The organism is Nocardia sichangensis (genome assembly GCF_047200615.1).
Lineage (GTDB): Bacteria > Actinomycetota > Actinomycetes > Mycobacteriales > Mycobacteriaceae > Nocardia > Nocardia sichangensis.
This window is the reverse complement of sequence record NZ_JBJZOK010000010.1, coordinates 233,132-259,849: the sequence shown is the minus strand read 5'-3', so window position 1 is coordinate 259,849 and position 26,718 is coordinate 233,132. Positions and strand designations below refer to the sequence as shown.

General features: G+C 69.1%; 28 protein-coding genes. 17 read left to right on the top strand and 11 right to left on the bottom strand.

Annotated features, from left to right (window positions below; all coding sequences use genetic code 11):
• Position 1 precedes the first annotated feature (1 nt).
• Genes ACL03I_RS16995 through ACL03I_RS16985 form a run of 3 tightly spaced genes read left to right on the top strand, consistent with a single transcriptional unit; the run spans position 2 to position 2,999 of the window.
• On the top strand, positions 2-1,483 hold the full coding sequence (locus tag ACL03I_RS16995; protein WP_397279923.1) for an FGGY-family carbohydrate kinase: 1,482 nt from the start codon (positions 2-4) through the stop codon (positions 1,481-1,483).
• Between the two features lie 56 nt (positions 1,484-1,539).
• Complete coding sequence (locus ACL03I_RS16990) at positions 1,540-1,992, top strand: thioredoxin family protein (protein WP_412806426.1); 453 nt, start codon at positions 1,540-1,542, stop codon at positions 1,990-1,992.
• Positions 1,977-2,999: a glycoside hydrolase family 172 protein gene (locus ACL03I_RS16985; protein ID WP_412806425.1), complete on the top strand. Its 1,023-nt coding sequence runs from the start codon at positions 1,977-1,979 to the stop codon at positions 2,997-2,999. Before ACL03I_RS16990 ends, ACL03I_RS16985 begins: the two co-directional genes overlap by 16 nt.
• Here the strand turns inward: ACL03I_RS16985 and ACL03I_RS16980 are convergent.
• Positions 2,990-3,481: a hypothetical protein gene (locus ACL03I_RS16980; protein ID WP_412806424.1), complete on the bottom strand. Its 492-nt coding sequence runs from the start codon at positions 3,479-3,481 to the stop codon at positions 2,990-2,992. The genes ACL03I_RS16985 and ACL03I_RS16980 overlap by 10 nt on opposite strands.
• A 235-nt stretch (positions 3,482-3,716) precedes the next feature.
• Between ACL03I_RS16980 and xylB the strand changes: the two genes are divergently transcribed.
• On the top strand, positions 3,717-5,126 hold the full coding sequence (gene xylB, locus ACL03I_RS16975; RefSeq protein WP_412806423.1) for a xylulokinase: 1,410 nt from the start codon (positions 3,717-3,719) through the stop codon (positions 5,124-5,126).
• Positions 5,127-5,268: 142 nt separating this feature from the next.
• Entirely contained in the window at positions 5,269-5,898 is a 630-nt protein-coding gene (locus ACL03I_RS16970; RefSeq protein WP_412806422.1) for a maleylpyruvate isomerase family mycothiol-dependent enzyme, read from the top strand.
• 15 nt (positions 5,899-5,913) lie between these two features.
• On the opposite strand, the gene ACL03I_RS16965 is transcribed toward ACL03I_RS16970, so the two are convergent.
• Complete coding sequence (locus ACL03I_RS16965; protein ID WP_412806421.1) at positions 5,914-6,699, bottom strand: helix-turn-helix domain-containing protein; 786 nt, start codon at positions 6,697-6,699, stop codon at positions 5,914-5,916.
• 88 nt (positions 6,700-6,787) lie between these two features.
• On the opposite strand from ACL03I_RS16965, the gene ACL03I_RS16960 reads away from it, so the two are divergent.
• Positions 6,788-7,171, top strand: a complete 384-nt coding sequence (locus ACL03I_RS16960; protein ID WP_355078941.1) for a nuclear transport factor 2 family protein — start codon at positions 6,788-6,790, stop codon at positions 7,169-7,171.
• 194 nt (positions 7,172-7,365) lie between these two features.
• Here ACL03I_RS16960 and ACL03I_RS16955 read toward each other — a convergent pair whose 3' ends face one another.
• Positions 7,366-9,036 carry a 2-isopropylmalate synthase gene (locus ACL03I_RS16955; protein ID WP_412806432.1) on the bottom strand — a complete coding sequence of 557 codons (1,671 nt, stop codon included), beginning with the start codon at positions 9,034-9,036 and terminating at the stop codon, positions 7,366-7,368.
• Positions 9,037-9,292: 256 nt separating this feature from the next.
• On the opposite strand from ACL03I_RS16955, the gene ACL03I_RS16950 reads away from it, so the two are divergent.
• The 5 genes from ACL03I_RS16950 (at position 9,293) to ACL03I_RS16930 (ending at position 13,112) form a co-directional block, all read left to right on the top strand.
• Positions 9,293-9,964 carry a FadR/GntR family transcriptional regulator gene (locus tag ACL03I_RS16950; RefSeq protein ID WP_397279709.1) on the top strand — a complete coding sequence of 224 codons (672 nt, stop codon included), beginning with the start codon at positions 9,293-9,295 and terminating at the stop codon, positions 9,962-9,964.
• Positions 9,961-10,767: an ABC transporter ATP-binding protein gene (locus ACL03I_RS16945; RefSeq protein ID WP_412806420.1), complete on the top strand. Its 807-nt coding sequence runs from the start codon at positions 9,961-9,963 to the stop codon at positions 10,765-10,767. The genes ACL03I_RS16950 and ACL03I_RS16945 overlap by 4 nt, the downstream gene beginning before the upstream one ends.
• 111 nt (positions 10,768-10,878) lie before the next feature.
• On the top strand, positions 10,879-11,229 hold the full coding sequence (locus ACL03I_RS16940; RefSeq protein ID WP_412806419.1) for a YciI family protein: 351 nt from the start codon (positions 10,879-10,881) through the stop codon (positions 11,227-11,229).
• A 13-nt stretch (positions 11,230-11,242) separates the two neighbouring features.
• Positions 11,243-12,520 carry an RNA polymerase sigma factor gene (locus ACL03I_RS16935; RefSeq protein ID WP_412806418.1) on the top strand — a complete coding sequence of 426 codons (1,278 nt, stop codon included), beginning with the start codon at positions 11,243-11,245 and terminating at the stop codon, positions 12,518-12,520.
• Positions 12,521-12,614: 94 nt separating this feature from the next.
• Positions 12,615-13,112 (top strand): hypothetical protein, encoded by a 498-nt coding sequence (locus ACL03I_RS16930; protein ID WP_364437910.1) that lies wholly within the window; start codon positions 12,615-12,617, stop codon positions 13,110-13,112.
• A gap of 94 nt (positions 13,113-13,206) precedes the next feature.
• On the opposite strand, the gene ACL03I_RS16925 is transcribed toward ACL03I_RS16930, so the two are convergent.
• The gene (locus ACL03I_RS16925) at positions 13,207-13,728 is read right to left on the bottom strand and encodes a hypothetical protein (RefSeq protein WP_412806417.1); all 522 of its coding nucleotides are present in this window, start codon (positions 13,726-13,728) and stop codon (positions 13,207-13,209) included.
• Complete coding sequence (locus tag ACL03I_RS16920) at positions 13,725-14,018, bottom strand: hypothetical protein (RefSeq protein ID WP_412806416.1); 294 nt, start codon at positions 14,016-14,018, stop codon at positions 13,725-13,727. The genes ACL03I_RS16925 and ACL03I_RS16920 overlap by 4 nt, the downstream gene beginning before the upstream one ends.
• Before the next feature lie 93 nt (positions 14,019-14,111).
• Here ACL03I_RS16920 and ACL03I_RS16915 point away from each other — a divergent pair, with 93 nt between their 5' ends.
• The gene (locus ACL03I_RS16915) at positions 14,112-14,705 is read left to right on the top strand and encodes a TetR/AcrR family transcriptional regulator (protein ID WP_355078927.1); all 594 of its coding nucleotides are present in this window, start codon (positions 14,112-14,114) and stop codon (positions 14,703-14,705) included.
• A 12-nt stretch (positions 14,706-14,717) separates the two neighbouring features.
• Here the strand turns inward: ACL03I_RS16915 and ACL03I_RS16910 are convergent, their stop codons facing one another.
• Complete coding sequence (locus ACL03I_RS16910; protein ID WP_356969599.1) at positions 14,718-15,368, bottom strand: HAD family hydrolase; 651 nt, start codon at positions 15,366-15,368, stop codon at positions 14,718-14,720.
• A gap of 198 nt (positions 15,369-15,566) precedes the next feature.
• Between ACL03I_RS16910 and ACL03I_RS16905 the strand changes: the two genes are divergently transcribed.
• A complete protein-coding gene (locus ACL03I_RS16905) occupies positions 15,567-16,244 on the top strand; it encodes a PaaI family thioesterase (protein WP_412806415.1) in 678 nt (225 codons plus the stop codon).
• 490 nt (positions 16,245-16,734) lie between these two features.
• On the opposite strand, the gene ACL03I_RS16900 is transcribed toward ACL03I_RS16905, so the two are convergent.
• From ACL03I_RS16900 to ACL03I_RS16890, 3 genes are read right to left on the bottom strand one after another with little or no spacing between them, the layout of a single operon-like run.
• Positions 16,735-17,904, bottom strand: coding sequence for a sulfotransferase family protein (locus ACL03I_RS16900; RefSeq protein ID WP_412806414.1), 1,170 nt, complete (start codon positions 17,902-17,904; stop codon positions 16,735-16,737).
• Positions 17,905-17,907: 3 nt separating this feature from the next.
• A complete protein-coding gene (locus tag ACL03I_RS16895) occupies positions 17,908-18,684 on the bottom strand; it encodes an SDR family oxidoreductase (RefSeq protein ID WP_397279722.1) in 777 nt (258 codons plus the stop codon).
• Complete coding sequence (locus ACL03I_RS16890) at positions 18,684-19,847, bottom strand: hypothetical protein (RefSeq protein ID WP_412806413.1); 1,164 nt, start codon at positions 19,845-19,847, stop codon at positions 18,684-18,686. Before ACL03I_RS16890 ends, ACL03I_RS16895 begins: the two co-directional genes overlap by 1 nt.
• Before the next feature lie 84 nt (positions 19,848-19,931).
• Between ACL03I_RS16890 and ACL03I_RS16885 the strand changes: the two genes are divergently transcribed.
• From ACL03I_RS16885 to cysC, 3 genes are read left to right on the top strand one after another with little or no spacing between them, the layout of a single operon-like run.
• Complete coding sequence (locus tag ACL03I_RS16885; RefSeq protein WP_412806412.1) at positions 19,932-20,831, top strand: helix-turn-helix domain-containing protein; 900 nt, start codon at positions 19,932-19,934, stop codon at positions 20,829-20,831.
• Positions 20,832-20,840: 9 nt separating this feature from the next.
• Positions 20,841-21,773, top strand: a complete 933-nt coding sequence (cysD, locus tag ACL03I_RS16880) for a sulfate adenylyltransferase subunit CysD (protein WP_356969610.1) — start codon at positions 20,841-20,843, stop codon at positions 21,771-21,773.
• Positions 21,773-23,608, top strand: coding sequence for an adenylyl-sulfate kinase (cysC, locus tag ACL03I_RS16875; RefSeq protein ID WP_412806411.1), 1,836 nt, complete (start codon positions 21,773-21,775; stop codon positions 23,606-23,608). Before cysD ends, cysC begins: the two co-directional genes overlap by 1 nt.
• Before the next feature lie 101 nt (positions 23,609-23,709).
• Here the strand turns inward: cysC and ACL03I_RS16870 are convergent, their stop codons facing one another.
• Positions 23,710-24,678 (bottom strand): LysR family transcriptional regulator, encoded by a 969-nt coding sequence (locus ACL03I_RS16870; protein ID WP_412806410.1) that lies wholly within the window; start codon positions 24,676-24,678, stop codon positions 23,710-23,712.
• Between the two features lie 75 nt (positions 24,679-24,753).
• On the opposite strand from ACL03I_RS16870, the gene ACL03I_RS16865 reads away from it, so the two are divergent.
• Positions 24,754-26,301, top strand: a complete 1,548-nt coding sequence (locus tag ACL03I_RS16865; protein WP_412806409.1) for an MFS transporter — start codon at positions 24,754-24,756, stop codon at positions 26,299-26,301.
• 84 nt (positions 26,302-26,385) lie between these two features.
• Here ACL03I_RS16865 and ACL03I_RS16860 read toward each other — a convergent pair whose 3' ends face one another.
• The gene (locus tag ACL03I_RS16860) at positions 26,386-26,676 is read right to left on the bottom strand and encodes a hypothetical protein (protein ID WP_356969618.1); all 291 of its coding nucleotides are present in this window, start codon (positions 26,674-26,676) and stop codon (positions 26,386-26,388) included.
• Between the last annotated feature and the right edge of the window lie 42 nt (positions 26,677-26,718).

Below are 26,718 nucleotides of genomic sequence, written 5' to 3'. Positions count from 1 at the left end.
GATGTTTCTCGGTATCGACATCGGGACCTCGAGTTCGAAGGGCGTGCTCACCGACGCGCGCGGCACGGTCATCGCCAGGGCCGAGCGGGCGCATGAGGTATCCATGCCGCACCCCGGCTGGGTCGAGCACGACGCGGAGAAGGTGTGGTGGGCGGATTTTCTCGCACTCGCCAGTGAGCTGGTGGCGGCGGCCGGCGGCGCCGCGCTCGAGGGACTCGCGGTGTCCGGCATCGGCCCGTGCCTGTTGCCCGCCGACGCGAAGGGCAGGCCGTTGCGACCGGCCATCCTCTACGGCGTCGACACCAGGGCGAGCGTCGAGATAGCGGAATTGAACGACGAATTCGGCGCGCGGGCCGTGCTCGACCGCGCCGGATCGCCGCTGACCAGCCAGGCTGTCGGCCCGAAAGCCCGGTGGCTGGCCCGGCACGAGCCGGATGTCGCCGCACGCACCGCGATGCTGCTGATGGCGAGTTCTTTCCTGGTGCACCGGCTCACCGGCCGGTACGTGCTCGACCACCAATCGGCCAGTCAGTGCGTGCCCCTCTACGACCTGCGCGAACGTGCCTGGGCGAGCGACTGGGCCGAGCGGATCGTGCCGGGCTGGCGGCTGCCGGAGCTGGCCTGGCCCACCGAGATCGTGGGCCGGGTGAGCGCGGACGCGGCGGCCGCGACCGGACTTCCGTCGGGGCTGCCCGTCACCACCGGGACCATCGACGCCTGGGCCGAGGCGGCCAGCGTCGGCGTCCGCGCTCCGGGCGACGCGATGATCATGTACGGCACCACCATGTTCCTGGTGCAGGTGCTCACCGACCCGCGCCCGCATCCCGGCCTCTGGGGCACCTGCGGCACCTGGCCGGGCACGTATACCCTCGCCGCGGGCATGGCCACCTCCGGCGCGGTCACCGACTGGCTGCGCAAGCTCGTGGGTGGCGAGTTCACCGACTTGGTCGCCGCGGCAGCGGAGGTGCCCGCGGGGAGCAGGGGGTTGCTCGCGCTGCCCTATTTCGCCGGGGAACGCACGCCCTTGTTCGATCCGGACGCGCGCGGCATCGTCGCGGGATTGACCCTCGGGCACGGACGGACCGAGCTCTACCGCGCGGTTCTGGAAGGCATCGCCTACGGAGTGCGCCACAACCTCGAGGCCATGACCGAAGCAGGCGGGCAGGCGGGACGTCTGGTCGCGGTGGGCGGCGGCACCAGAGGCGGGCTGTGGACCCGAATCGTCTCCGATGTCACCGGGCTGCCGCAGCAATTGCCCGCCGACACCGTCGGGGCGAGTCTCGGCGACGCCCTGCTCGCGGCCGAGGCCGCCGGGATCGACACTTCCGGGTGGAATCCCGTCGTCGACACCGTGCGACCGCAGCCCGAAAGTGTCGCGATCTACGACGAGTACTACCGGCACTACCGCGATCTGTACGATCGGACGACGAATATCGCGCATTTCCTCGCGGCCGAACAGCACCGCGCCGGGGCGGCTTCCTGATCGCGAATATCCGTGCGACGATGCACAGTTGCTCCGCGGAACGATACGAGGATGTCATGCCCACGATCACCTTGACCCAGGACAATTTCGACTCCGTCGTCACGTCGCATCCGATCGTGCTGGTGGACTGGTGGGCCGGTTGGTGTGGGCCGTGCCAGTATTTCGCTCCGGTGTACGAAGCGTCGTCGCAGCGGCATCCGCAGATCGTGCACGGCAAGGTCGACACCGAAGCCGAGGTCGCGTTGACCGCTGCCGCCCAGGTGACGCAGTACCCGACGGTGATGGCGTTCCGGGACGGCATGCTCGTCTACTCCGCCGCGGGCGCCCTCGCCTCGGACGCGCTGGAAGACCTTGTGCAGCAGATCCTCTGGCTGGACATGGACCAGTTCCGCCGGGAACTCGCCCAGCAGACCGGCACCCGGCAGTTGGCCGCGACCGGCGGGGCCGCCACGGCGCACCGGGCCGGGCTCGCGCCGACCGCACCCCGTTACGGGTGGCCGGGACTGTGACCGCGCCGGGCGGTGAACTGTGGCGGCTGGACGGCACGCGAACGCGGTCGGTCAGCGCCGAGAATCCGACGGGGGCGCCCGGCGCGGGGGCGCGGGCGACCGACGGCACCGGAGCGCACGCGGCACGACTGCTCGGGGCGGGGTGGAAGATCTCCCCCTCGATCGCGCTCGCCCACGGCGAAACCGCCACGCTGGCCGACGTATCCGGTCCCGGCGTTTTCCGGCATTTCTGGTTGACCACCGAGCGTTCCGTCCTTCGCGGGCTGACGCTGCGGATGACCTGGGACGACGCGGCACGGCCCGCGATCTCCTCGCCCCTCGGCGACTTCTTCTGCAACGGATGGGGCGAGACCGCCCTGCTGAGTTCGGAGATGGTGGTCGTCGCGCCCGCGGGTGGATTGAACAGCTACTGGCCCATGCCGTTTCGGCACCGCGCTCGCATCACGCTCGAAAACCTCTGCGGACGCGAGGTTCCGGTGTACTACCAGGCGACTTACACCGAAGAGGACGTACCGGACGAAGCGGGGTATCTGCACACCCGGTGGACGCGGACCACCGGCCTGGGGAACCCTGCCGTCCACACCGTGCTCGACACGGTGCCGGGGCCGGGCCGCTACGTCGGCACCTACCTCGCCATCCGCCCGGGCGCGCCGGGATGGTGGGGCGAGGGCGAGGTCAAGTTCTTCCTCGACGGGGACACCGAGCATCCGACCATTTGCGGGACGGGCACAGAAGACTATTTCGGCGGCGCCTGGAATTTCGATCTCGACGGGACATACCGGACATATTCCACGCCTTATCTCGGGCTGCATCAAGTGCTTCCGCCGGAGGAAATCTATCGAGCGGATCAGCGCTTCGGCATGTATCGCTGGCATGTGCGCGATCCGATCTGTTTCGACCGCGAACTGCGCGTCACCGTCCAAGCCCTCGGATGGCAGGACGCCGAGACCTATCTCCCGCTGGAGGACGCCGACGTGGCGACCACCGCCTGGTGGTATCAGGCTTGAGCGGAGTCGTCCGCATCCGGTGGGAGCTCCGACGCCAGCAGTTCGTCGGCGCGCGCCAGCGCCGCGTCCATGCCCGCGGTGAGATCGTCCATCACGGTCAGGCCGTCCAGCAGTCCGGTGAGTTCGTCCTGCACGGCGCGCAGCTCGGCGATCGCCGGGTCGACGGGGAACCACGCGACCGAGTCGCGCCACCACGGATCGTCGCAGAGCCATGCCCACAGCACATCACGCACCAGCACCGGGTCGGAGGTGTACATCTGGAACGACTCGGTCGCCGACCCCGCCCGGTGCTCCAACTCGTAGACGCCGTCGGGCAGCAGCCTGGCCCGGATCTCGTGCAGGTCGGCACGGCTGAGTTCGAGCGCGGCGTCTTCCGGCCCGGCCGGTTCGCCGAGCAGGTCGCCGAGCGCTTTCTCGGTCAGCTCCGGCAGCTGCGTCCCGTCTCCCGTGCGGATGCGCACGTCGGTGGGGTCGATGCTCATCGCGACAGTCTGCCCGATACGGCGGCGGAATACCCGAAATGCTCCGGTGCCGGGCGGCGAGGGGCAAGGTGGTCGGTATGGGTGTGCTCCAGACGATCGGACGATTCGCCGGATCGCGCGACGGGCTCGTCCTCGAAATGCGACCGGTTTCCGCCGAGGTGTCGATCCGCCCGCGTCCGCTGTGCGACGGGGGCGGTGTCGGCGACGCGAGCGGGCTTCGATCGGGGCAGGCGCCATGACGACCGTGGCGGGAGTCGACAGTTCCACCCAGGCGTGCAAGGTCGTGGTCTGCGACGCCGACAGCGGTGAGGTTCTCGCTCAGGGGCGGGCCACGCACCCCGAGGGGACCGAGGTCGCCCCGGCCGCGTGGTGGGACGCGCTACAGACGGCGAGTGCGGGATTGCTCGACGACGTCGACGCGGTAGCCGTCGCGGGGCAGCAACAGGGCTTGGTCCCATTGGACGCGGCGGGTGTCCCGGTGCGGGACGCGCTGCTGTGGAACGACGTCCGCTCCGCCGACGCGGCGAAGGAACTGATCGCCGACCTGGGCGGCCCGCGGGCGTGGGCCGATGCGGTCGGCAACGTACCGGTGGCAGGCCTGACCGTCGCCAAACTGCGCTGGCTGGCCGACCACGAGCCGGAACTCGCCGACAACACCGCCCACGTCGTGCTGCCACACGACTACTTGACCTGGCGGCTACGGGGCGGCGGACCGGGACACATGCTCGAGCCGACCACCGATCGGGGCGATGCTTCCGGCACCGGCTATTGGTCACCAGCCGACGGAGACTATCGCGAAGATCTGCTCGCCATGGCTTTTCGTGGGCGCCACCCGGGCCTGCCCCGGGTCCTCGGCCCGGACCAGTCCGCCGGGCACACACCTTCGGGCGCACTGGTCGCCGCCGGAACGGGAGACAACGCCGGGGCCGCGCTCGGCTTGGGCATCACTGATGGCGATGTGGTGGTCTCCCTCGGCACCAGCGGAACGGCATACGCTCGCACCGACCGTCCGGCCGCCGACGCGACCGGCGCGGTGTCCGGTTTCGCGGACGCCACCGGCGCGTTCCTGCCGCTGGTCTGCACGCTCAACGCCGCCCGCATCCTCACTTCGACCGCCGATCTGCTCTGCGTGGATCTGCCGACGCTGGAATCGCTGGCCGCGCAGGAGCCGCCGGGCGCGGACGGCGTGGTCATGCTGCCCTACCTCGCCGGTGAACGCACGCCCAACCTGCCGCACGCCGCGGGCAGTCTGCACGGGTTGCGGCCGGAGGCGATGCGCCCCGGCACAGTGGCCCGCGCCGCCTTCGAGGCTCTGCTGTGTCATCTCGCCGACGCGCTCGACCACCTCACCGAGATCGGCGGGGTCTCGCCGCGGCGCGTGCTGCTCATCGGCGGCGCGGCGCGCTCCCGGCTGGTGGCGGCCATCGCCGCGCAGGTCTTCGGCGTCACGGTGACGGTGCCGGAACCGGCCGAGTACGTGGCGCTCGGCGCTGCCAGGCAAGCGGCATGGGCGCTCAGCGGCACGTCCCGGCCGCCGTCCTGGCCCGCATGCTCGGTCGCGGAGATTCCGCCACCGGCCGACACCGCGACCGGACGGGACATCCGGGCCGCGTATCGGAGGACCCGCCAGGCGCTGTACGGCTGACCACTGTCTTCACCGCAGTCCCTGCGTGCGCAGCGAACCCGGAAGCGCCCTGTTTCCGCTCTGCGGGTAGCCGATTTTCGTCGCCGGGTGGCGCCTCGACGGCCGGAGGGGTTGGATCACCTCGTCGAAGAGAGGTGGACGAATGACCGATACCCAGGTGCGAAGGGCGGTGACGGCGGAACGAGCCGAACTCGCCGAACTCCTGGCCGGACTGGACGCCGAGGGCTGGGACTCGCCGACCCTCTGCGCGGGCTGGCGGGTACGCGAAGTGGTCGCGCACATCACCATGCCGTATCGCCTGTCGAGCGCGCGCCTGGCGGTGGGGATGGTCGCGGCGTTCGGGAACTTCAACCGCTTGGCCGACCGCACCGCCCGGATGGACGCCGCCACGCTGAGCACCTCGGATCTGCTGAAATCACTGTGGGACAACGTCGATCACCCCTGGCGCCCGCCGGGCGGCGGGCTCTCCAACGCGTTGAGCCACGATGTGATCCACGGGCTGGACATCACCGTTGCCCTGGGCCTGGACCGCTTGGTGCCCGAGGACCGGATGCGCTTGGTGCTGGACACGATCGACCCCAGGACCGTCAAGCTGTTCGGCGCCAAACTCGGCGGCATCGAACTGCGCGCCGACGACCTGGACTTCAGCTACGGGTCCGGGACGGTGCTGTCGGGGCGCGCCCAGGACCTGCTGCTCGTCCTCTGCGGCCGCAAACTGCCCGCCGGACACCTCACCGGCGAGCCCGCGGAGCGATTCACCGCACGCGACTGACCCGACGCCCGTCGCTCACCGGCCGGTTTCGGCGCACGCACGCAGGTAGGCAGCCGTTTCGTCGTCGGCGGGGAAGTACGCTTCGACCGCGACCTCGTCGAGCGTGATGTCGAATGCCGCGCCGAAGGTCGTGATCGTGCTGAAGAGCGCTAGTTCCGTGTCGCGGTGGCGCAGTCGGATCGGCAGCAGGATGTCCGCGATGTCACTGTCCGCGCCGCCCGGCGAGCCGTAGGAGCGCAGTTCCTCGTGCAGCGCGGCCAGTTCGGGATCTCCGGTCGCCATCACCTGGCGCGCCAGGCGGGGCAGCAGGAAAGCGCGGACCTGCTCGAGGTTGCGCAGCCGGGAGGCGAAGCCCGCCGGGTGCAGGCCGAGCCGCATCATGTTGATCGGCGGTTCGAGCAGTCGCGGATCCACACCGTCGAAGAACACGCCCACACAATCGTTGGCCTGCACCAGATTCCAGCGCCGGTCCACCGCCAGCGCCGGATACGGTTCGTGCAGCCGCAGTACCCGCTGCACCGCGTCGCGGGCGCGCCGCAGCGCGGGGTCGTTCCAGTCACTGCGCCGGAACTCGGGAGCGTGTCCGGCGGCGATCAGCGCGCGATTGCGTTCGCGAAGCGGAATGTCGAGCTGTTCGGCCAGGTGCAGCACCATGGCTCGGCTGGGCGTCGTGCGGCCGGTCTCGACGAAACTGACATGCCGGGCGGACACGTCGGCCTGGATGGCCAGGTCCAGCTGGCTCAGCTTCCGCCGGTGCCGCCACTCTCGCAGCAGCTCGCCGACCGGTCGATCACCGTTCATCGGCCCAGTATCACGACGCCCGGGTCACGCCCGCCATTACATGGCGGGTAATCGACACCCCGGTTCGCGCGCTGCCAGTCTCGTCGGCATGACGAACGACAGCGCGGCAGCGCGCAACAGGGAACTGCTCCGGAACGGCTTCACGGAGTTCGCGGCGGGCAACGTCGACGTGCTGGGCACTCTGCTGCACGACGACTTCCTCGAGCACAGCCCCGGAAATCCGTCCGGGAAGGACGCTTTCATCGAGTTCATCGCCCAGGCACCGGTGGCCGGGTCGAAGCTGGAGCTGGCGCGGGTGATCGCCGACGACGAATACGTGGTCATGCACTACCGCATGATCCCGCCGGGCGACGAAGAGCCCGACCTGGCTGTGGTCGACATCTGGCGGGTGGCCGACGGAAAGATCGTGGAGCACTGGGATGTCGTGCAAACGGTGCCCGAGCCCGCGCAGATACCGCACGGCATGTTCTGACCGGGAAAATTCGGTTCTCCGGCGACGGTTTCGCCGGAGCCTGACCGTCACCTGCCGTGCAGCGCCCGCATCCGATCGGGTACCGGGGCTCGAGTACCCGATCGGATCGTCGGTGGTACGCGCGTGATACGCGCACCAGCCGCGACCTGCCATCGCGCCACGAGTCGGTCAGCGCGAGAGCGGGTGCCAGATGGTCACCGCCGGGCCGAGCGTCCGGCAGCGCGCAGGATCGCGGCGAATGCCGCCGCCTGCGCGGAATCGGCTCGGCCGCAGGACCAACCGAGGTGTTCGCCGCTGCGGTATTCCAGGTAAGCGATGGCGCCCTCGTCTCGGTCCGTCGCCTGCTGGGTCAGCCCGAGCACCTCGATGCGATACCCCGCCTCGGCCAGTGCCTCGGTGAGCGCCGCGACCGGGCCGCCGCCGCGCCGCGTACGGTGGGTGACGCCGTCGACGATCAGCGTGATCTCGGTGTCCGCTTCGGCGCCGTCGCCGCTGGTGCGCCAGTCCTTCACCGCCAGCCCCGACGGGTCGTCGCAGTAGATCGCCTCGAACAGGTCACGCAGTTCGACGGCGCTGATCTCGACGCCGGTGTCGTCGGCGAGCGCTTGCACGTGCCCGGCGAAATCGATCTGCAGGCGTCGTGGCAGGTCCATGCCGTATTCGGTGTGCAGCAGGTAGGCGATGCCACCCTTGCCGGATTGGGAATTGACCCGGATCACCGCGTCGTAGCTGCGGCCGAGGTCGGCGGGATCGATGGGCAGATACGGCACGTGCCAGTCGGCCGCGCGCTCGGGAATGCCCGTCGCGGCGGCCCGGGTGCGATGCTCGGCCATGCCCTTCTTGATCGCGTCCTGATGAGTCCCGGAGAACGCGGTGTGCACCAGATCGCCGACATACGGGTGTCTTTCGTGGATCGGCATACGCGTGCAATATTCGACGGTTCGCCGGATCTCGTCGATGTCGGAGAAGTCGATCATCGGATCGACGCCCTGCGCGTGCAGATTCAGCGCCAGCGTGGCGATGTCGACGTTGCCGGTACGCTCACCGTTGCCGAAGACGCAGCCCTCGACGCGTTGCGCGCCCGCGAGTACCGCCAGTTCGGCACACGCGACGCCGGTGCCGCGATCGTTGTGCGGGTGCACCGACAGGATGACGCTGTCGCGGCGAGCCAGATTGCGGTGCATGTATTCGATCTGGTCGGCGTAGACGTTCGGGGTGGCGACTTCGACGGTGGCGGGCAGGTTCAGGATGACCGGACGCCGCGGTGTGGCGTCCCACAATGTCGTCATCCGGTCGCAGATCTCGAGGACGTAGTCGGGCTCGGTCAGGTTGAACACCTCGGGCGAGAACTCGAACCGCACGTTCGGCAGGTCCCCGGCGCAGTCCAGCACTGCGCGCCCGCCGTCGAGGATCAGCTCGCGCAGCGCCGTGCGGTCCTTGCCGAGCACGATGTCCCGCCACGCGGGAGCCGTCGCGGTGTACATGTGGATCACGACGTCGTTGGGGATGCCGCGGACCGATGCGACGGTGCGCTCGATGAGATCGCGCCGCGCCGGGGTGAAGACGGCGATCGTCACGTCCTCGGGCGCGAGATCCTCCTCGGCGATGAGCCGAACGAAGTCGAAGTCGGTCTGGGACGCCGACGGGTAGCCGACCTCGATCTCCTTGTAGCCCATGGCGACCAAGAGCTCGAAGAAGCGTCGTTTGCGCGCCGGGTCCATCGGCTCGGCGAGTGCCTGATTGCCGTCGCGCAGATCGACCGGCACCCACAGAGGCGCCTGCGTGAGCCGGGCGTCGGGCCATTTCCGTTGCGTGAGCGGTACTTCCACGCGTCGGTGGATGTCACGATAGCGGTGCGACGGCATTTGCGAGCGCCGCTGGCGATTCCACGCCGGAGCCTGATCGGGCACCTGCCCCGCAGGCGTGTGGATGGTGGGGAATGCGGTGGTCATGGGTCTGCTTCCTGGCCATTGCGGCCGTCACGACAAGGGTGACCGGCCACGACGAAGCCCCACGGCGGGCGGCCGGTCGTTCAGGCCCCGCCGTGGCGGCTAAGCAGAAGCATGGTGCGCATGATGGCTAGACTGTACACGACTCCTCAGACAAGTAGAGAGGTAGTGAATGATCTCCCAGGTACGGCGCCATCCACTGGCCGCGCAGGCGGCCGAAGTGCTGCTCGTCCGCATCCAGGCGGGCGAATGGCCGCTGGGTCACCGCCTGCCCGGTGAGACCACCCTGGCCGCACAGCTCGGCGTCGGACGCTCGACGCTGCGGGAGGCGATCCGCGAGCTGGCCGGTAAAGGCGTCCTGGACAGCAGGCAGGGCGCGGGCGTTTTCGTGACCGCGCTCGAGGCGACCGAGGAATGGGACGCCGTGTTGCGCCGCGCCACCATCGCCTCGGTGATCGAGGCGCGCATCGCCATCGAGGCCGAGGCCGCCGCACTGGCCGCCCAGCGGCGCACCCCCGCCGACCTGCGCATGATCCGCCGGGCCCTGGCCGCGCGCGAAGCACACGGCGAGCCGGTGGCCGAGCACGTAGACGCCGATATGGCGTTCCACCGGGCGGTCATCGTGGCCGCCCACAACGACGTACTGACCCAGTTGTTCGACAGCTTCCTGCCCCGGTTGCGGCTGGCGATGATCGACATGTTGAAGATCCGCCCGGTGCCGTCGGAGTCCGTGGATCACGCCGCGCATCAGCGGCTGGCCGACGCCATCGCCGCCCGCGACCCGGCCGCCGCGGCGGAGTACAGCCGCGCCCACCTGACCACTCTGAAAGAGGCTTTCACGTGACCGAACCGGTGCTGGAACTGACCGACGTGACCTTCCGCCGCGAGGGCAAGAAGATCATCGGCGGGATTTCGCTGACCGTGCGCGCCGGCGAACGCTGGGCGCTGCTCGGTCCGAACGGCGCGGGAAAGAGCACCCTGCTCGGCTTCTGCGGCGCGGTCACCTTCCCCACGTCGGGTTCGGTCCGTGTGCTCGGCGCTGAACTCGGCCGCGTCGAATTGCAGCAGCTGCGCCGCGGCATCGGCCAGGTGAACCCACGCCACCCGTTGCGGTCTCCGCTGACCATCCGCGAGGTCGTGTTGACCGGCCTGACCGCGACGATCGACACCCCCATGCGCTGGACACCGACAGCCGACCAGCTCGACCGAGCCGACGCGATGATCGACACCGTGGGCCTGACCGGCAAGGCGACGGAGATCTGGCCCACGCTGAGCCAGGGCGAGCGCGGCCGCACGCTCATCGCCCGAGCGCTGATCGCCGAGCCACGGCTACTGCTGTTCGACGAACCGTCCACCGGCCTGGACGTCGCCGCGCGCGAGCAGTTGCTGGACACTCTCGACACCCTGGACCGTACCCACCCCGACGTCGCCTCCATCCTGGTCACCCACCACTTGGAAGAGCTGCCCAGCACGACGACCCACGCGTTGCTCATCGCGGGCGGTCACTCCGTCGCGGCGGGCCCCGCGCAGGAGACGATCACCACCGAGAACGTCACCGCCGCCTTCGCACACCCGGTGGAGGTCCGCCATGACGACGGCCGTTGGACCGCGCGAGCGGCCCGCAAAACCATCGCGTGGCCGCGGTAGGCGCTTCGGCTGGAGAAATTTCCGCCGACATGTCGATTCGGGCGGGGGTCGTTCGATGCAGTGATGTGAGGATCGACCGATCCTGACGCCACATCGACCGAGGATGCCGAGATGCGATACATGATGCTCATCCGCCTTGACCCCGACACTTCCCCGGAGCCGGACGACGCGCTGGTCGAACAGGTGGGCAAGGTGATCGAGGAGATGACCAAGGCGGGCGTGCTGCTGGACACCAACGGTCTGCACTCGATCACCGAAGCCACCAGGGTCACCCAGTCCGGCGGCAAGCAGACCGTGCTGGACGGACCGTTCACCGAATCCAAGGAGATCGTCGGCGGATACTGCATTCTGCAGGTCAAGTCGAAGGAAGAGGCGGTGGAATGGACCTCTCGTTTCCTCGCCGTACACGGACCCGAATGGGACATCGAGGTCGAGGTCCGGCAGATCGCCGACCCCGGCTGAGCGGGCACGGCGGATGAGCGGGCAGCCGTCCGCGGATTCGGCGCGACGCGCCGCCGAAGCCGTGACCCGGATGGAATGGCCCCGGTTGGTCGCCGGGCTCACCCGGGTGGTCGGCGATATCGGCGCCGCCGAGGAACTGGCGCAGGACGCGTTGGTCGCGGCGTTGGAGCAGTGGCCGCGCGACGGCGTGCCGCCGAACCCGGGCGGCTGGCTCATGCTCACCGCCAAGCACCGGGCGATCGATCGGGTGCGGCGCAACCGCACCTTCGCCCGCAAGCTGGAGCTGCTCGGTCGCGATCTCGTGACCGAGCAGCCGCCGCCCGATACGAACGACGACCTGGTCGAGGACGACCTGCTGCGAATGATGTTCACCGCCTGTCACCCGGTGCTCACCGAACCGGCCCGGGTCGCGCTCACCCTGCGGCTGCTCGGCGGGCTGACCACCGAGGAGATCGCCCGGGCGTTCGTCGTGCCGGAATCGACCGTGGCGCAACGGATCGTGCGCGCGAAACGCACCATCGCCGACAAGCGGGTCCCCTACACGGTGCCACGCGGTGCCCAGCTGGCCGATCGGTTGGCCTCGGTGCTGGCCGTGGTCTACCTGATCTTCAACGAAGGCTACGCGGCGACGGCGGGCGAGGACTGGATCCGCGAGGAACTGTGCCAGGACGCGCTGCGCCTGGCCCGCATGCTCGGCGAGTTGTTGCCCGCCGAGCCGGAGACGCACGGCCTGGTCGCGCTGCTGGAGCTACAGGCTTCCCGGCTGCCCGCGCGCACCGGAACCGGCGAAGAGGTGGTGCTGCTCGACGACCAGGACCGCGCACGGTGGGATCGCCTGCTGATCCGGCGCGGGCTGGCCGCCCTCGGGCGGGCGAACAGCACGGCACGTGCGCGCGCCTTGCCACCGGGACGGTACGCGCTGCAAGCCGCGATCGCCGCGGTGCACGCGATGGCGGCGACGCCGGAAGAGACCGATTGGCGGCGCATCGCCGGACTGTACGCCGTTCTGGCGCAACGCTTTCCCTCCCCCGTCGTGGAGCTGAATCGCGCGGTCGCGGTGAGCAAGGTGCACGGCCCCGCCGCGGGGCTGGAGCTGGTGGATGCGCTCGTCGCCGCCGGCGCCCTCACCGACTACCACCTGCGCTACGCCGTGCGCGGCGACCTGCTCGCCCAGCTGGGCCGGTATGCGCAGGCCCGCGCCGAATTCACGCGCGCGGCGGAACTGACGGGCAATACTTCCGAGCAGGCCCTCCTGCTCGACCGGGCGGTCGCCTGCGCGCAGGCCGATTGACCGCACCACGGTGGTAACGCCGCTGTAATCGCCACACCGCAAACGCGTGTGAGCATGCAACGAAATCGATTACCACCGAAGGGAATACGACTACGTGTGGCAGCTCTATCGAGCAGTACTCCGCACCGGCGACCACCGCCTGCTCGGCTACGTGGACGCGGGCCCGCGGCTCATGGAACACGCCAGGATCGGCCACCACCTCGTCCAAGGGATCGAGCGACTGCTCACCGAACCCGCTCGGGTCACCTGGGCGGGCCGGGATGCGCAACGACCACGACTAGGCGAAAACCTCTATCGCACAGCAGGTTCGGTCGCCGCACTGCGGCCGCCGGAACACGGCGCGGTCGGCCGCTATCTCCTCAATCACGACCTGCGGATCTTCGTGGACAAAGCGACCGTACTGGAGAACGAGGCCCGTCACCGCATCCACCCACTCCCCTTGCTCACCGCCGAACCCACACCGGATCCCGGCCGCACGGTGGGCGACCGCACCCTCCTCGGCTCTTGGGCACACGCCCTGATCTCGGTCCGCGACACCGTGCCGAAAGGCTATGAACAACGCAAGTTCGATTTGGTCGAACGCCTTTCGTAAACCTCACCCTTCGCTCGTGCGGATGACCTCCGGTCTCCCCACCGTCCGGATCGCGCTACCGTCGCCGGTCGGGCACCTCTCGGCCGATGCGGCGCTACCGTTCCGGTGGTCCCGGAGAATCCGCTGGGGCCGTATGGTATTCGGCTTCGGCGAGTTCCTTCAGCGTCAGCAGTTGCTTACGCATCATGAGCAGGTCGCCGAGGGCCAATGTCACCGCGACGAGCCTGGGCGCGCCGCAGCGTATCCGGACCAGGAGGCGGGTTCCCGTGCCTTCTGGTCGCACCGCGTAGGTGACGCACACCTTGCCCGAGACCAGCGTGATGTGCCTGCCCAGGACGAAGGAGACCAGCTCGAATTGGGACATGAACCGTTGCCCCACCACCAGTTCGGTGAGCATCGGGTCGCGCCGGCGCGGGCTGCGTTTGCCGAAGTTGTCCAGCAGGTCGTAGCTGTAGGGCGCGACGCGCAACTGGCACAGCCAGGCGTAGACGAGAGTGGGCGGCGCGTCGACGCTGATCGCTCGATCGGCCTGGAGACCGCCAGGTTGCCGGTCGTCGCACGGCAAGGGAGCCTCGCGTTCGGCTTCGGTGGCGCCCCACACCGTCCCCGGGATCATGCCGCCGCCGCGATCCTGCGCAGCATGTGACGCACCGCCAATCGGTGACCCCCCGTCCCCACGACCAGCGCACGATAGATCCGGCCGTGCAGACCGGGAAAGTCGCCGTAACTACGCGCGCGGACGCGAGTCCGGCCAGGGCCCTCCTCGTCCAATTCGAAGATCAGCGCGTATTTCGAGAACCAGTGCTGGCCGCGCAGCGCCAAACGGTGCGGTTCCGCGACGGAATCGACGACGAACCCGGTGGGCGGCGACGGCTTGTGCGGGTCGCGGCAGACGACTCTCAGCATCGCTTGCCACGCCCGGTCGCGATTCGCGTCGACCGATCTGGCATGCTCGTCAATATAGGACAATCGCTCCATATAGAAGGAACGTACTAGTACATGGCGCCGCCCCGCAAGCACGACAGCGACGTGATCCTCGACGCAGCACGCGCGCTGGTCCTCGCCGAAGGGCCCCGCGCGGCCAGCGTGTCGGCCATCGCCGAGGCCAGTGGCGCTCCGGTCGGCACCCTGTATCACCGCTTCGGCAACCGCAACGGTGTGCTCACCGCGGCGTGGCTGCGCGCGCTGCGCCGTTTCCAGGACGGCACCCTCGCCGCCGCCGACCAGCCGGATCCGGTGGAGGCGGGCGTCGGGATGGTGCGCGCCGCCTTGCGGTTCGGCCGCGAACTCCCCCAGGACGCCAAGCTCCTGCTGGAGCTGCGTCCCAGCGATCTGCTCGACGGCGAGCCGGACGCCGAGTTCCGCGCGACCCTGGCCGAGATGAATGCGCCGCTGATCGAGCATCTGCGCCGCATCGCGCTCGCCTTGTTCGGGAGGGACGAGGAGCGAGAGATCGATGCGGTCAGCCGCGCGATCGTCGACCTGCCCTATGCGGCGTTGCGCCGCCACGCCCACGCCGCGCAGTTGCCCGCCTGGCTGGAAGAGGACCTGGCTGCCGCCGCCCGCACCCTGCTGACTTCTTATCGGCCCTGACCTGGCGACGGCTCAGCCGGTGATCAGCCCAGGAGTGAGTTCGTCGAGGCCGGAGATGACCTTGGCGGCCAGGCCGAGCGCATCGGAAGCGGGCGGGTACTCCGGGCGCGGCGCCGCGATCACCCGCATCCCAGCCGCGTGGGCCGAGCGCAGGCCGTTGCTCGAGTCCTCGACGGCCGCACAGTCACTCGGCCGCTGACGCAGGAACGTCGCCACCGTCAGGTAGACGTCCGGCGCCGGTTTGCCGCGATCGACCTCCTCGGTGGAGAAGGTGACGGAGAAGTACTCGATCAGACCCGTCCGGCCCAGCACCGTGTCGATGAGCGCGCGCGGCGACGAACTGGCCAGCCCCAGCGGCCAGTGCTCACAGATCCGCTGCACGGCCTCGACCGCACCCGGCAGCACCGGCACGCCCTCGGCGTAGCGCTCGGACATCCGCTCTATCACCTCCCGCGCGACGGTCTCCGGGGGCTCGCCGACCCCGAGTTCGCCGCTCAGATAGGTCGACCATTCCCCGGTGCTCATCCCCATCAGCCGCTGCTGGGTGTCGGGCAGCCATCGCCCACCCTTCTCCGCGACGTAGCCACGCCGCACCAGTTCCCAGACCGGCTCGGAGTCGATCAATACGCCGTCCATGTCGAACACGACCGCGGTGATACCCATGCGCACAGAGCCTTTCGCCAGCCGAAGCGGTCAGGGATCCAGCGCGGCCGCGACGCGTATCCGGCCGCCGGAACCAGGCCGATACCACCCGGGAAAGGCGATATGCGGTCGCGCACCAGCCTAGGCGGTGACGGCTCGTGACGACGGACACAGCACCCGCGCGGCGAGCATTCACCGGGCAACCGATAACTTGTTCTCATGAACGAACCGCGGGACGGCGACTCGCTGCCGAGCCAGGAGCACCACGAGGGCGGGTTCCGGCCGATGACCCAGCTGATCGCCGCCCACGAGGCAGCCAAGGACGACATCTCCCGCGGCGGGCCGCACTACGGCCAGTTCATCGAGAAGGTGCGCGGCCTGATGGACCGCGTCCGGCTGGCCTCGCCCTCCGACGAGCTGGCGGTGGAGGCGATCGGCATTCTCAAGGAGCTGAACGACAAGCTCGACGCCGCACGGGTGGACGAGTGGTCGACGCCCAACTGGACCCGCTTCGACCTGCCCGCCCGCGGCAACATCACCCTGCCGCCGTTCTTCATCGACCATGTCGACCCGCAGAACGGCGTCGACGCGCGCCTCACCTTCCGCACCTTCCACCTCGGCGGCAACAGCGCCGCCCACGGCGGTCAGATCGCCATCGCCTTCGACGACCTGCTCGGCATGGCGGCCGCGGTGCGCTCCGGCGCGGTGACCAGAACGGCGTCGCTCACCGTCGACTATCGCTCCATCACGCCGCTGAACACCGAACTCAAGGTGCGCGCGTGGGCCGAACGGCAGGACGGGCGCAAGGTCTATGTGCGGGCCACCCTGCACGACGGCGACCGGCTGTGCGCGGAGGCGAACGGCTTGTTCATCGTGCTCGAGCCCGGACAGCCCTGAAACTCGGCGCCTGCGCGGCAGAGGGTCGGCCGGTTCGAGCCTCGGCCCCGCACCTGCCGGAGTCCGCTGAGCGGCGTCGACTTCTCGCACGGACGGTGAACGGCCCGGCCACCGCATGCCGGGGACGAGCGCGCTTTCCTGTCCTCTCCGCTCTCGCGCCGCATTCATAGCGCCCGCGCTCGTCGCCCCCCGGTACACGCTGTCGCGTCGACGGATCGCGAGTCCGCCGACGCGCAATGGTCGCCCTCGATAAGCGATTCACCTGCCGACGAGCCGGACGCCGAGCACCCGCGCGAATGGCGCACTGTGCACGACTGCACGGAATGCCCTGTCGGTCAGATCGATTCGCGTCGACCCCGAAGGCGCAGGCAGGCGAGCCACCCGCGAATCCGGCGCGACCACACCTGCACACGATGCAGACTCGCGTGAAATGCCTTCGCCGCGTTCCGGCGCTCGCCGGTCGGACGTGCCACCGGCGAGCGCCGACCGCTCACCGCCCCGGGAAGTGCGCTTCCCGGTACGCGCCGAACCGCGCGTCCACCTGCTCGGCGGTCAGCCCGAAATCGGCGAGGGTGTAGCGGTGCGCCGGGCGTGCCGCCCCAGACGTGCTCTCCGCGTGCAACGCGGTCATCGCCGCCTCGGCCTCGGCGGTCAGTGGCAGCCCGAAGTGCCGGTAGATCGATGTCACCGTGCCGATCGGGTCGGCGACGAACTCGTCGTAGTCGACATCGCAGAACTGCGCCGCGTCCTGGCGTTTGCGGTCGGCGAGGAACCGCTCCGCGCCGCGCGCCCACAGATCCAGCTGCGTCGCGCCGACCACCGGGCCGCGGAACTTTTCCGACCAGCCCGCCGACGCCTGCTCGTTCAAACTGCACACCGACGCGATGATGGTGCGTGGATCGCGGTGCATCTGGATGACCAGCGCGTCCGGATAGACCTCGAAGATCGCGTCCAGCGCGAACAGGTGACTCGGGTTCTTCAGCACCCATCGCTTGCCCGCGTCCGGCAGTCCGATCAGTTGCAGGTTGCGCCGGTGCCTGCGATAGGCGGATGTCCAATCCTGCTCGCGCAACCACTCGGAGTAGGTGGGCAGGTAGGCCAGGCACTCGTAGGACACCGACATGGCCGACTGCCGCAGCAACTGCCAGCACTCCTCGACCTGGTCGGCCGAGATGTGGTGCACTCCCATGAACTCCGGATGTTCGACGTGGTGCTTGTCGTAGGCGGCGGCGAGGCGCTGGTAGACCGGGTTGCTCGCCCACGTCTCGCGCGGCGGGCGCGGCTGCGGCATCTCGGTCAGCCACATCTCCAGCCCTTGGTGCGCCGGGTCGGCGTTGAGCAGGCGGTGCACCGCCGTGGTGCCCGAGCGCGGCAGACCGGTCACGAAGATCGGGCGCTCGATCGCCACGTCGGCGTGTTCCGGATGCTGCCGCCAAGCCGCCTCGCTGAGCAGCCGGGCGATCAGCGCGCCGCGCAGGAACGCGCGGTTCACCTTATTGCCGAAGGGCGTGAGTTCGGCGTCCTTCGCATAGGACTCGAGCAGCACCTCGAGCCCTTCGCGGTAGTCGTCGGTGCCGAAGGCGTCCAGCCCGACCACCTTGGTCGCCGAGGCGTGCAAATCGTCGACGGTCCCGACGTCGTCCCTACCGATCACGGTCATCTCCTAGTGGTGGAATTCGCCGGCGTTGACGTCCAGGCACGCGCCGGTGATCGCGCGCGCCAAGGCGGACGCGAAGAACACGACCGCGTCGGCGATCTCGTCGGGTTCGGGCAGTTTGCGCAGGTCGGTGGTCTTCGCGGTCTCGGCGTAGACCTCCTCGGAGGTGATCCCCCGCTGCTGCGCCAGGTAGTTGAAGTACCACTTCAGGTTGTCGGCCCAGATGTAGCCCGGCGCGACGGAATTGACCCGGATGCCCTTCGGACCGAGTTCGGTGGCCAGGCTCTGCGCCAGCGCGAGCAGGCTGGCCTTGGCCATCTTGTACGGCCCGAAGGTGCGCCGCGAGTGGTGCAGCACGGCCGAGTTGATCATCACCACCGAGCCCTTGGTCTCGGTGAGGGCGGGCACGAACAACCTGGTCAGGCGCAGCGCGGCCAGCACGTTGGTCTCGAAGCCCGCGCGGACCTGATCCAGGTCGACGTCGGCGAGGTCGACGATCGGCGGGATCGCGAAGGCGTTGTTCACCAGCGTGTCGACCTTGCCGAAGGCGCTGTGCGCGGTCTCGACCAGATTCACGACCGCGGCCTCGTCGTTGATGTCGGTCGGCACGACCACCGCGCGCCTGCCCAGTTCGGTGATCTCCTTGGCCACCTCGGTCAGTCGCGATTCGGTCCGGGAAGCCAGCACTACGTCCGCGCCCGCCTTCGCGCTCTGCACCGCGATCGCACGCCCCAGTCCCGGCCCCACGCCGGAGACGACGACCACTTTGTCCCGCAGCAACATCAGCCGAGCATCCTCTCCGCGACGGCGACCTGACGCGCCGCGATCCGGTCGCGCCACTGCTCCGGCGTGACCCGCGCCTGTTCGTGGAACGGCAGGCGATCGGGCAGGTCCGCGACGGAAACGATCTCCACGGTCGGCCCGTCGTCGGGTTTCATCTCCCGCGACAGCCGCTGCCAGCGGAACTGGAGGTAGCCGCGGGAATGACCGGTGCGCTCGATCCAGTTGGCCAGGCCAGGATCACGCTCGCTGACCACCAGCCGGATCATCCCGTCCGGGTCCACGTGTGCCTGGTCGGCGGTGAGGCTGGTCTGATGGTTGATGTAATCCAGCGACAGGTACCACATGCTGCCGAGCTGGAAGCCCTGGTAGGGGGCGTCGGATTTGGGCACCGTGATGATCATGGCCTGGTCGTCGTCCAGGTCGTAGTGACCCACCGAGGAGAACTGGGTGCTCAGCCCGCCCGGCGTCGGCCTCGGCTCGGTCAGCGTGTTCACCGGCAGGTTCAGATAGAACCACTCCGGAAAGGCCAGGAAGGTCTTCAACCGCGACACCAGCATCTTGCCCGCCACGCCGTATCGCTTGGTGAGCACGTCCTTGGTCAGCGGCGGCGGCGCGTCGCCGATCCGGTCGACGCGCTGGATGCGGATCGTGCCCGCCTTCTCCGTCACCCAGTCACTGTGCACCTCGCGGACCACGAGCATCGCCGCGTCGGCGCCGAGGTGCACATAGCCGGGGCCCGCTTCGCCGGGTCCGAAGCGGATCTCGTAGGTCCCGTCCGCGCGGATGTCGAGCTTTCGGTCGTCGAAAGCGGTGAGGCTGTCGGGCACGTCGACGGGCGAATAGTTGCCGTTGAGCACCTGGAAGCTCAGGTCACGGGTGGTGCCGCGGGTGCCGGTCACCACATATTCGGCGTCCGGGCGCAGGTAGGAGTGGTAGTAGAGGGTGTCGGGGTTGTCCAGCCCCATCTTGGTGTACGGGCCGGTGGACATGACGAAGAACGGGAAGTCCAGCTCGTAGGCCCAGGCCATCTGCAACGACGCGCGGATGCTGCCCGCCAGATAGTCGTAGCCCTCGACGAGGTCCTGTTCGGCGCGAATGTGCGCGGCTCCGGTGATGATCTGCTCGGCGGCGGCGATGGCGTCCGCGAACGGCTGTGTCAGCAAGAGGCTCTCTCCGGTGTTCCAAATATGTACCACTCTGGTACATTTCGATAGAAGAAAGATTAGAACGTGTTCTAGGAGTGGTCAATGGTCGGTCGGCGGTCCGCGCCCACCGCACGCGTGGTGCAGGTCCTGGATTTCTTCGTCGAGCAGCGCGGGAAACGCTTCGGGCTCTCCGAGCTCGCCCGCGAACTCGACCTGGCCAAGCCGACCTGCCTGGGCATCCTCACCGAGCTGACCGCGGGCGGCTACCTGATGCGCGACGCCGACACCCGCACCTACGGGCTCGGGCCCGCACTGATCGCGGCGGGCCGGGTGGCGCAGGACAGCTTCGCCATCTCCGCGCTCGCCCGCGTCGAGCTGGACAAACTCTCCGCGCGCTACCACACCACCTGCACCGCGTCCGCGGTCGTCGGCGAGCAGATCATGGTGCTGGAGAGCACCGGTCCCGGCCTGGTGAAGGTGGGCGCGGCCTACCATTTCGCGCCTCCGGTCGGCCTGATGTACGTGCTCTGGGACACCGACGCGGCGTTCGACGCCTGGCTGACCAAGCCGCCCGCGGTGCCGTTGCGACAGGACGAGACGCGCCTGCGTCAAGTGGTCGCCGAATGCCGCGAGCGGGGATTCCTGGTGGAGAGCATGACCACCGCGGGACGTCGGCTGTACTCACTGCTGGCCGGGGTCGCCGATCGGGACCTACCCCCTGAGCTGCGCGAACTGGTCGGCGAACTGGTGACGAGCCTCGGCGAGCGGGTGTATCTGGGCGCGGATCTACGGCCGCGCAAGGAGCACGCGGTGAGCCTGCTCGCCGCACCGACCTACGACGGCGACGGCAGGCAGAACATGGTGCTCACGATGTACGTCGGCCGCTCGATCACCGGGGCGGAGATCGCCCGCCGCGGCGCGGCGCTGGTGGACGCCGCTGACGCGGTCACGGCGAACTCGGGCGGACGCAGACCATTGACCGAAGACCGAAACGTGTTCTAGTTTTGCGGTGTGAGCCAGTACGCGAAGTCGACGGCGAGCACCTACGAGCTGCCCCATCTGGACGCGCTCGAGGCCGAGTCGGCGCACATATTCCGTGAAGTGGCAGCGACATTCGAGCGCCCGGTGTTGCTGTTCTCCGGCGGCAAGGATTCGGTGGTGATGCTGCACCTGGCGGCAAAGGCCTTCTGGCCCGCGCCGCTACCGTTCCCGGTGCTGCACATCGACACCGGGCACAATTTCGACGAGGTGATCGCCTATCGCGACGAGACGGTGGCCCGCCTGGGCCTGCGCCTGGTGGTCGGACGGGTGCAGGACGACATCGATGCAGGACGGGTCGTCGAGGAGACCGGGCCGCGCGCCTCCCGCAACCGGTTGCAGACGACGACGCTGCTCCGGTCGATCCAGGAGGGCGCGTTCGACGCGGTCTTCGGCGGCGCGCGCCGCGACGAGGAGAAGGCCCGCGCCAAGGAGCGGGTGTTCAGCTTCCGTGACGAGTACGGCCAGTGGGACCCGCGCAGGCAGCGCCCCGAACTGTGGAACCTCTACAACGGCAGACACCGCGCGGGCGAGCATATTCGCGTCTTCCCGCTGTCGAACTGGACCGAACTGGACATCTGGAGCTACATCGCCGCCGAGGGCATCGAGCTGCCGCCGCTGTACTACGCGCACCGCAGGCCGGTGGTGCAGCGCGACGGAATGCTCTTGGCGCACACCCGCTTTCTCCAGCTGCTCGACGGCGAGGAGCCGTATGAGGCCACCGTCCGTTTCCGCACCGTCGGCGACGCGACCTGCACCGGCTGTGTCGAGTCCACCGCGGCCACACCCGCGGACGTGGTCGCCGAAGTCGCCGCGGCGCGGGTGACCGAGCGCGGCGCCACCCGTGCCGACGACCGCATCTCCGAGGCGGGGATGGAAGACCGCAAACGCGAAGGCTACTTCTGATGACGACCACACTGTTGCGCCTGGCCACCGCGGGCAGCGTCGACGACGGCAAATCGACGCTGATCGGCAGACTGCTGTTCGACTCCAAGACGCTGTTCACCGATCAGCTCGCCGCCGTGGAGCGCACCAGCCGCGACCGCGGCGACGACTACCCTAACCTCGCGCTGCTCACCGACGGCCTGCGCGCCGAACGCGAACAGGGCATCACCATCGACGTGGCGCATCGCTATTTCGCCACGCCCAGAAGAAAGTTCATCATCGCCGACACCCCCGGGCATGTTCAGTACACCCGCAACATGGTGACCGGCGCGTCCACCGCGGACCTGGCGCTGATCCTGGTGGACGCCCGCAAAGGCGTGGTCGAGCAGACCCGCAGGCACGCGTTCCTCGCCAGTTTGCTCGGCATCCCGCACCTGGTGTTGTGCGTGAACAAGATGGACCTGGTCGACTGGTCGCAGGAACGGTTCGAAGAGATTCGCGAGGAGTTCGCGCGGTTCGCCTCCAAACTCGACGTCTCCGATCTGACCTTCGTGCCCGTGTCGGCGCTGCACGGCGACAACATCGTGCACCGGGGCGCGAGCATGCCGTGGTACGAGGGCACTCCCCTGCTGCATCACCTCGAAGAGGTGCACATCGCCTCCGACCGCAACCTGATCGACTCCCGCTTCCCGGTACAGTACGTCACCCGCAACCATGCCCAGGACTTCCGCGGCTACGCGGGCACGGTGGCGGGCGGGGTGTTCAAACCGGGCGACGAAGTGGCGGTGCTGCCGTCGGGTTTCACCACAACGGTGCAGGCGATCTGGGGGCCGGGCGGCACGCCTGTCGCGGAAGCGTTTCCGCCGCAGGCGGTCACCATCCAGCTCGCCGACGAGCTGGACATCTCCCGCGGCGACCTGATCTGCCGCCCGAACAACCGCCCGAACACCGGGCGCGATTTGGACGCGATGGTGTGCTGGTTCGCCGAGGAAAACCAGCTCACGCCCGGCGCGACCTACACCATCCGGCACACCACCCGCGCGGCCACCGCCGAGGTGCGCTCCCTGGACTACCGGCTGGATGTCAACACCCTGCACCGCGACGAGCACGCGGAGACGTTGTCGCTCAACGAGATCGGCCGCGTCCAGCTGCGCACCCGCCAGCCCTTGCTGTTCGACCCGTACCGGCGCAACCGCGCCACCGGCAGCTTCATCCTGGTCGACGACACCACGAACAACACCGTCGCGGCGGGCATGATCACCGGTCCGAGCCTGCCGTCCTCCCGGGTGGTCTGGCACTCCACCGCTGTCGAGCGCGACGAGCGCGCCACCCGCGGCCTGACGGTCTGGCTCACCGGGCTGTCGGGCTCCGGAAAGTCCACCGTCGCCGTGGAACTGGAGCGCAGGTTGGTGGCGGCGGGCCGCCCGGCGTTCCTCCTCGACGGCGACAACCTGCGCCACGGCCTCAACTCCGATCTCGGATTCAGCGCGGCCGATCGGGAAGAGAACGTCCGCCGGGTCGGCGAAGTAGCGAAACTGTTCGCCGAAGCCGGTGTGGTAGCGGTCGTTTCGCTGATCAGCCCCTACCGCGCCGACCGCGACCGCGCCCGTGCCGCCCACGAAGCGGCGGGCATCCCGTTCCTGGAGGTGTTCGTCGACACGCCGCTGTCGGTCTGCGAAGCGCGCGACCCGAAAGGCATGTACGCCAAGGCCCGCGCAGGCGAGATCCGCGGCTTCACCGGCATCGACGCCCCTTACGAAGCGCCGACCGAAGCCGAGATCGTCCTGCGGCCCGACCACGGGGATCCGGCGGCGATGGCGGCGACGATCGTCGCGCGGTTGAGCCGGATGGACTGACCGGACGAATCCCGCGGTCGACCGATGCTCTCACCTCGTCGGCGTTGCATCGGGGATACCAGAGTGTCAGCCGGAGCCCTGCGCCGCCGGTTGCCGGACCTTCACGCGCCTGTCCCGGGCCGGCCGCCACGCTCGGCGGTGCGAGCGGATACCGCGGGCTTCTCGGCGCGTGGCGCGCTGAGTGCGTCGCGGATCGTCTCGCGTAGCCAGCGCTGGGCCGGGTCGGCGTCGAGCCGGGCGTGCCAGAGCAGTCGCACTTCGACTTCCGGCAGGTCCGTGGGAAGGGGAAACCAGCGAATGCCCAGGGTTCGGCCGTACTGTTCGGCGAGGCGTTGCGGGACGAGGCCGACGTAGCGGCTCGCGGAGACCAGCAGCGCCGCGACGGCGAAGGACGGAACGACGGCGGCGACGTGGCGGTGCAGACCCGCGGCGTCGAGCGCGTCGTCGAGTGGGCCGCGCGCGCGTCCACGACGCGAGGCCGAAACGTGGGGATACTGGCACAGTTGCCGCAAGCTCGGGCGGCGGCGCCTGCCCAGCGGGCTGTCGGCGCGGACGATGCCGACCATCCGTTCCCGGTACAGCAGCGTTGTCCGGATGTCGGGAGCCGCGATGTCGCCCACACCGATGTCGAGATCGACCGAGCCGTCGCGGAGCGCCTCGGCGCTCTCGCTGCCTTCGGTGACGAAACGCAGGACCACGCCGGGGGCCACGGTGGCCGTGGCTTCCACCGCCGCCGTCGCCAGGGTCACCGCGAGGCCGTCGTTGATGCGGATCGTGAAGGTGCGCTCGAGCTCGCCGATCGCGACCTCGCGGTCGGCGCTGATCAGCGCGGACGCCTCGTCGAGCAGTGACCGCACCCGCGGCGCGGCGCGCAGCGCGAACGGTGTGGCAGCCATGCCTCGCCCGGCCCGCACCAGGATCGGGTCGTTCATCGCCCGGCGCAACCGGCCCAGCGCCCGGCTGGTCGCCGGGATGGACAGGTGCAGGCGTTCGGAAGCCGCCGTGACGCTGCCTTCCTGGAGCAGCGCGTCGAATACACGCAAGAGGTTCAGATCGAGCTGCTCGGGCATAGTTGCATGGTACGCAAAATAAAATTGTGAAAGTTGCGTGGCATGCAGAGATGCGCGGTAAATACCGTCGAGGGCATGCCATTCAAAGTCTTGGTCCGGGATCGTGCGCCGTCACGAGACCCGATGTCTCCTGCCGCCGCGCGGCGCGGCCTGCTCGCGCTCATGTGCGCCTGCGTCGTGCTCGTCGTCGGGATGGTCGCCGCGATCAATCTCGCCGTCCCGATGCTCGCCTCGAGCGCGTTGCGTCCCTCCGCGTCGACGTTGGTCTGGATCGTCGATACCTATGTCATCGTCTTCGCGTGTTTCGTGATACCGGGCGGTGCCGCCGGGGATCGCTTCGGGCGCAAGGGAGTACTGCTCACGGGGTTGGCGCTGTTCGCGGTGGGCGCGCTGCTGTCGGCGACCGCGCCGAACGTGGCCCTGCTCCTGGCGGGCCGTGCGATCACAGGGCTGGGCGCCGCCGCGGTGCTGCCCAACACGCTTTCCGTCCTGCTGCACGCCGTCCCCACCGAACGCAAAGGCGCGACGATCGCCACCTGGGCCTCGATGACGGGCATCGGCGGAGTCGTCGGCAACGTCGGCGGAGGGACGATCCTGGCGGGCGGATCGTGGCGCTGGTTGTTCGCCGCCGCCGTGCCGATCGCCCTGATCCTCTGCCTGCTCGTCGGGCGCGTCGCGCCGGTGTCGCCGCGCCATGACCGCCGCCTGGACCCGGTCGGTGCGGTGCTGCTCGTCGGTGCGTCGATCGCGCTGCTACTCGGCATCGCCCAGGGGCCGGAAGCGGGGTGGGACAGCGCGATCGTCATCGCCGGATTCGTCTGCGCCGCAGTGCTGTTCACCGTGTGGATGTTCGTCGAACTGAATGTCGAACACCCGCTGCTGGATCCGCGATTGTTCCGTGTACCGGGCCTGCGCAGCGCTTGCCTCGGCATGACGACGGTCTTCTTCGGCATGTTCGCGCTGTTCTATGTCAACGCGTCGTTCCTGCAGTACGGCAAGGGATTCGGCGTGCTGGAGACCGGGCTCGGCATCGTGCCGCTGACCGTCCCGATCATCCTCGCCGCGCGCCACGTCGGCCGCCTCGCACAGCGCATCGGTCTCGACACCACCATCGCGCTCGCGTTCGCGTTCGTCGGCTGCGGACTGCTCGGGCTGTCCACCAGCGGCACGCAGACGCCCTACACCGAGTACGCGGCGTGGCTCGTCGTTACCGGAATAGGTGTAGCGCTTGCCCTTCCGACACTCTCCGCAGCCATCGCCGGTTCGCTGCCGCCGGAGCAGGCGGGGGTCGGAGCCGGATTGCAGGCCACCACCCGCGAGTTCGGCAGCGCCTTGGGTGTCGCCGTCATCGGCACCGTGCTCACCGCGCGCTTCGCCGCCGCGCTGCCATCGGACATCCGCGCCGCACACGATCCGCACACCGTGGCACAGGCACTCGCCGCCACCGCGCCCGATCGCACCGCCGACATCGTCGCGGCGTTCGTCTCGGGCACGGACGCCGGACTTCGGGTGGTCGGTGTGAGCGTGCTCGTCCTCGGCGGGCTCGTCGTGCTCCAGTCGCTGCTGTCCCGGCGTGGCGGGTCCCGGTCGTCGTCGCCCGATACCGCAGCTCACACGATGTGACACGCACGGTCGATCACACCACGGCTGCCGAAACCACTCAGGTGAAGGCTTGCGCGCGCCCGGTCGCTGTCATCGTTTCGCCGATCAGTGGACGATACTCGCGCTCCGTACGACATACCGAATGCGGTCGGTGTTGTGCGCCTCTGCGCTGAGGTCGATGACCGTCGCCTCACCGACGCGCTCGACCAACTCCACGCCGATCTCGACCGGTACCGGATAGACCGAATCCGGCCCGAGATCATCTGATACGCCGAAGATCGGCAGCTTGTCGATCAACGTGTGCGTGACGCCGTCGACGTCGGTGAACTCGACCGCGATAACGCCCGGCTGAGTGTCCGACACCCATCGAACGGCTTTCCCCCGAATAGTTGCCATTTCTCGAGCATGCCAGCGATTCGGTGCACGAGCCCGAACGCG

Excerpts from the sequence above, each read along its gene's own strand:
- ACL03I_RS16995 (WP_397279923.1), top strand. The coding sequence starts at position 2 with ATGTTTCTCGGTATCGACATCGGGACCTCGAGTTCGAAGGGCGTGCTC.
- ACL03I_RS16990 (WP_412806426.1), top strand. The coding sequence starts at position 1,540 with ATGCCCACGATCACCTTGACCCAGGACAATTTCGACTCCGTCGTCACG.
- ACL03I_RS16980 (WP_412806424.1), bottom strand. The coding sequence starts at position 3,481 with ATGAGCATCGACCCCACCGACGTGCGCATCCGCACGGGAGACGGGACG.
- xylB (WP_412806423.1), top strand. The coding sequence starts at position 3,717 with ATGACGACCGTGGCGGGAGTCGACAGTTCCACCCAGGCGTGCAAGGTC.
- ACL03I_RS16970 (WP_412806422.1), top strand. The coding sequence starts at position 5,269 with ATGACCGATACCCAGGTGCGAAGGGCGGTGACGGCGGAACGAGCCGAA.
- ACL03I_RS16965 (WP_412806421.1), bottom strand. The coding sequence starts at position 6,699 with ATGAACGGTGATCGACCGGTCGGCGAGCTGCTGCGAGAGTGGCGGCAC.
- ACL03I_RS16960 (WP_355078941.1), top strand. The coding sequence starts at position 6,788 with ATGACGAACGACAGCGCGGCAGCGCGCAACAGGGAACTGCTCCGGAAC.
- ACL03I_RS16955 (WP_412806432.1), bottom strand. The coding sequence starts at position 9,036 with ATGCCGTCGCACCGCTATCGTGACATCCACCGACGCGTGGAAGTACCG.
- ACL03I_RS16950 (WP_397279709.1), top strand. The coding sequence starts at position 9,293 with ATGATCTCCCAGGTACGGCGCCATCCACTGGCCGCGCAGGCGGCCGAA.
- ACL03I_RS16940 (WP_412806419.1), top strand. The coding sequence starts at position 10,879 with ATGCGATACATGATGCTCATCCGCCTTGACCCCGACACTTCCCCGGAG.
- ACL03I_RS16935 (WP_412806418.1), top strand. The coding sequence starts at position 11,243 with ATGAGCGGGCAGCCGTCCGCGGATTCGGCGCGACGCGCCGCCGAAGCC.
- ACL03I_RS16925 (WP_412806417.1), bottom strand. The coding sequence starts at position 13,728 with ATGATCCCGGGGACGGTGTGGGGCGCCACCGAAGCCGAACGCGAGGCT.
- ACL03I_RS16920 (WP_412806416.1), bottom strand. The coding sequence starts at position 14,018 with ATGCTGAGAGTCGTCTGCCGCGACCCGCACAAGCCGTCGCCGCCCACC.
- ACL03I_RS16915 (WP_355078927.1), top strand. The coding sequence starts at position 14,112 with ATGGCGCCGCCCCGCAAGCACGACAGCGACGTGATCCTCGACGCAGCA.
- ACL03I_RS16910 (WP_356969599.1), bottom strand. The coding sequence starts at position 15,368 with ATGGGTATCACCGCGGTCGTGTTCGACATGGACGGCGTATTGATCGAC.
- ACL03I_RS16905 (WP_412806415.1), top strand. The coding sequence starts at position 15,567 with ATGAACGAACCGCGGGACGGCGACTCGCTGCCGAGCCAGGAGCACCAC.
- ACL03I_RS16900 (WP_412806414.1), bottom strand. The coding sequence starts at position 17,904 with ATGACCGTGATCGGTAGGGACGACGTCGGGACCGTCGACGATTTGCAC.
- ACL03I_RS16895 (WP_397279722.1), bottom strand. The coding sequence starts at position 18,684 with ATGTTGCTGCGGGACAAAGTGGTCGTCGTCTCCGGCGTGGGGCCGGGA.
- ACL03I_RS16885 (WP_412806412.1), top strand. The coding sequence starts at position 19,932 with ATGGTCGGTCGGCGGTCCGCGCCCACCGCACGCGTGGTGCAGGTCCTG.
- cysC (WP_412806411.1), top strand. The coding sequence starts at position 21,773 with ATGACGACCACACTGTTGCGCCTGGCCACCGCGGGCAGCGTCGACGAC.
- ACL03I_RS16870 (WP_412806410.1), bottom strand. The coding sequence starts at position 24,678 with ATGCCCGAGCAGCTCGATCTGAACCTCTTGCGTGTATTCGACGCGCTG.
- ACL03I_RS16865 (WP_412806409.1), top strand. The coding sequence starts at position 24,754 with ATGCCATTCAAAGTCTTGGTCCGGGATCGTGCGCCGTCACGAGACCCG.
- ACL03I_RS16860 (WP_356969618.1), bottom strand. The coding sequence starts at position 26,676 with ATGGCAACTATTCGGGGGAAAGCCGTTCGATGGGTGTCGGACACTCAG.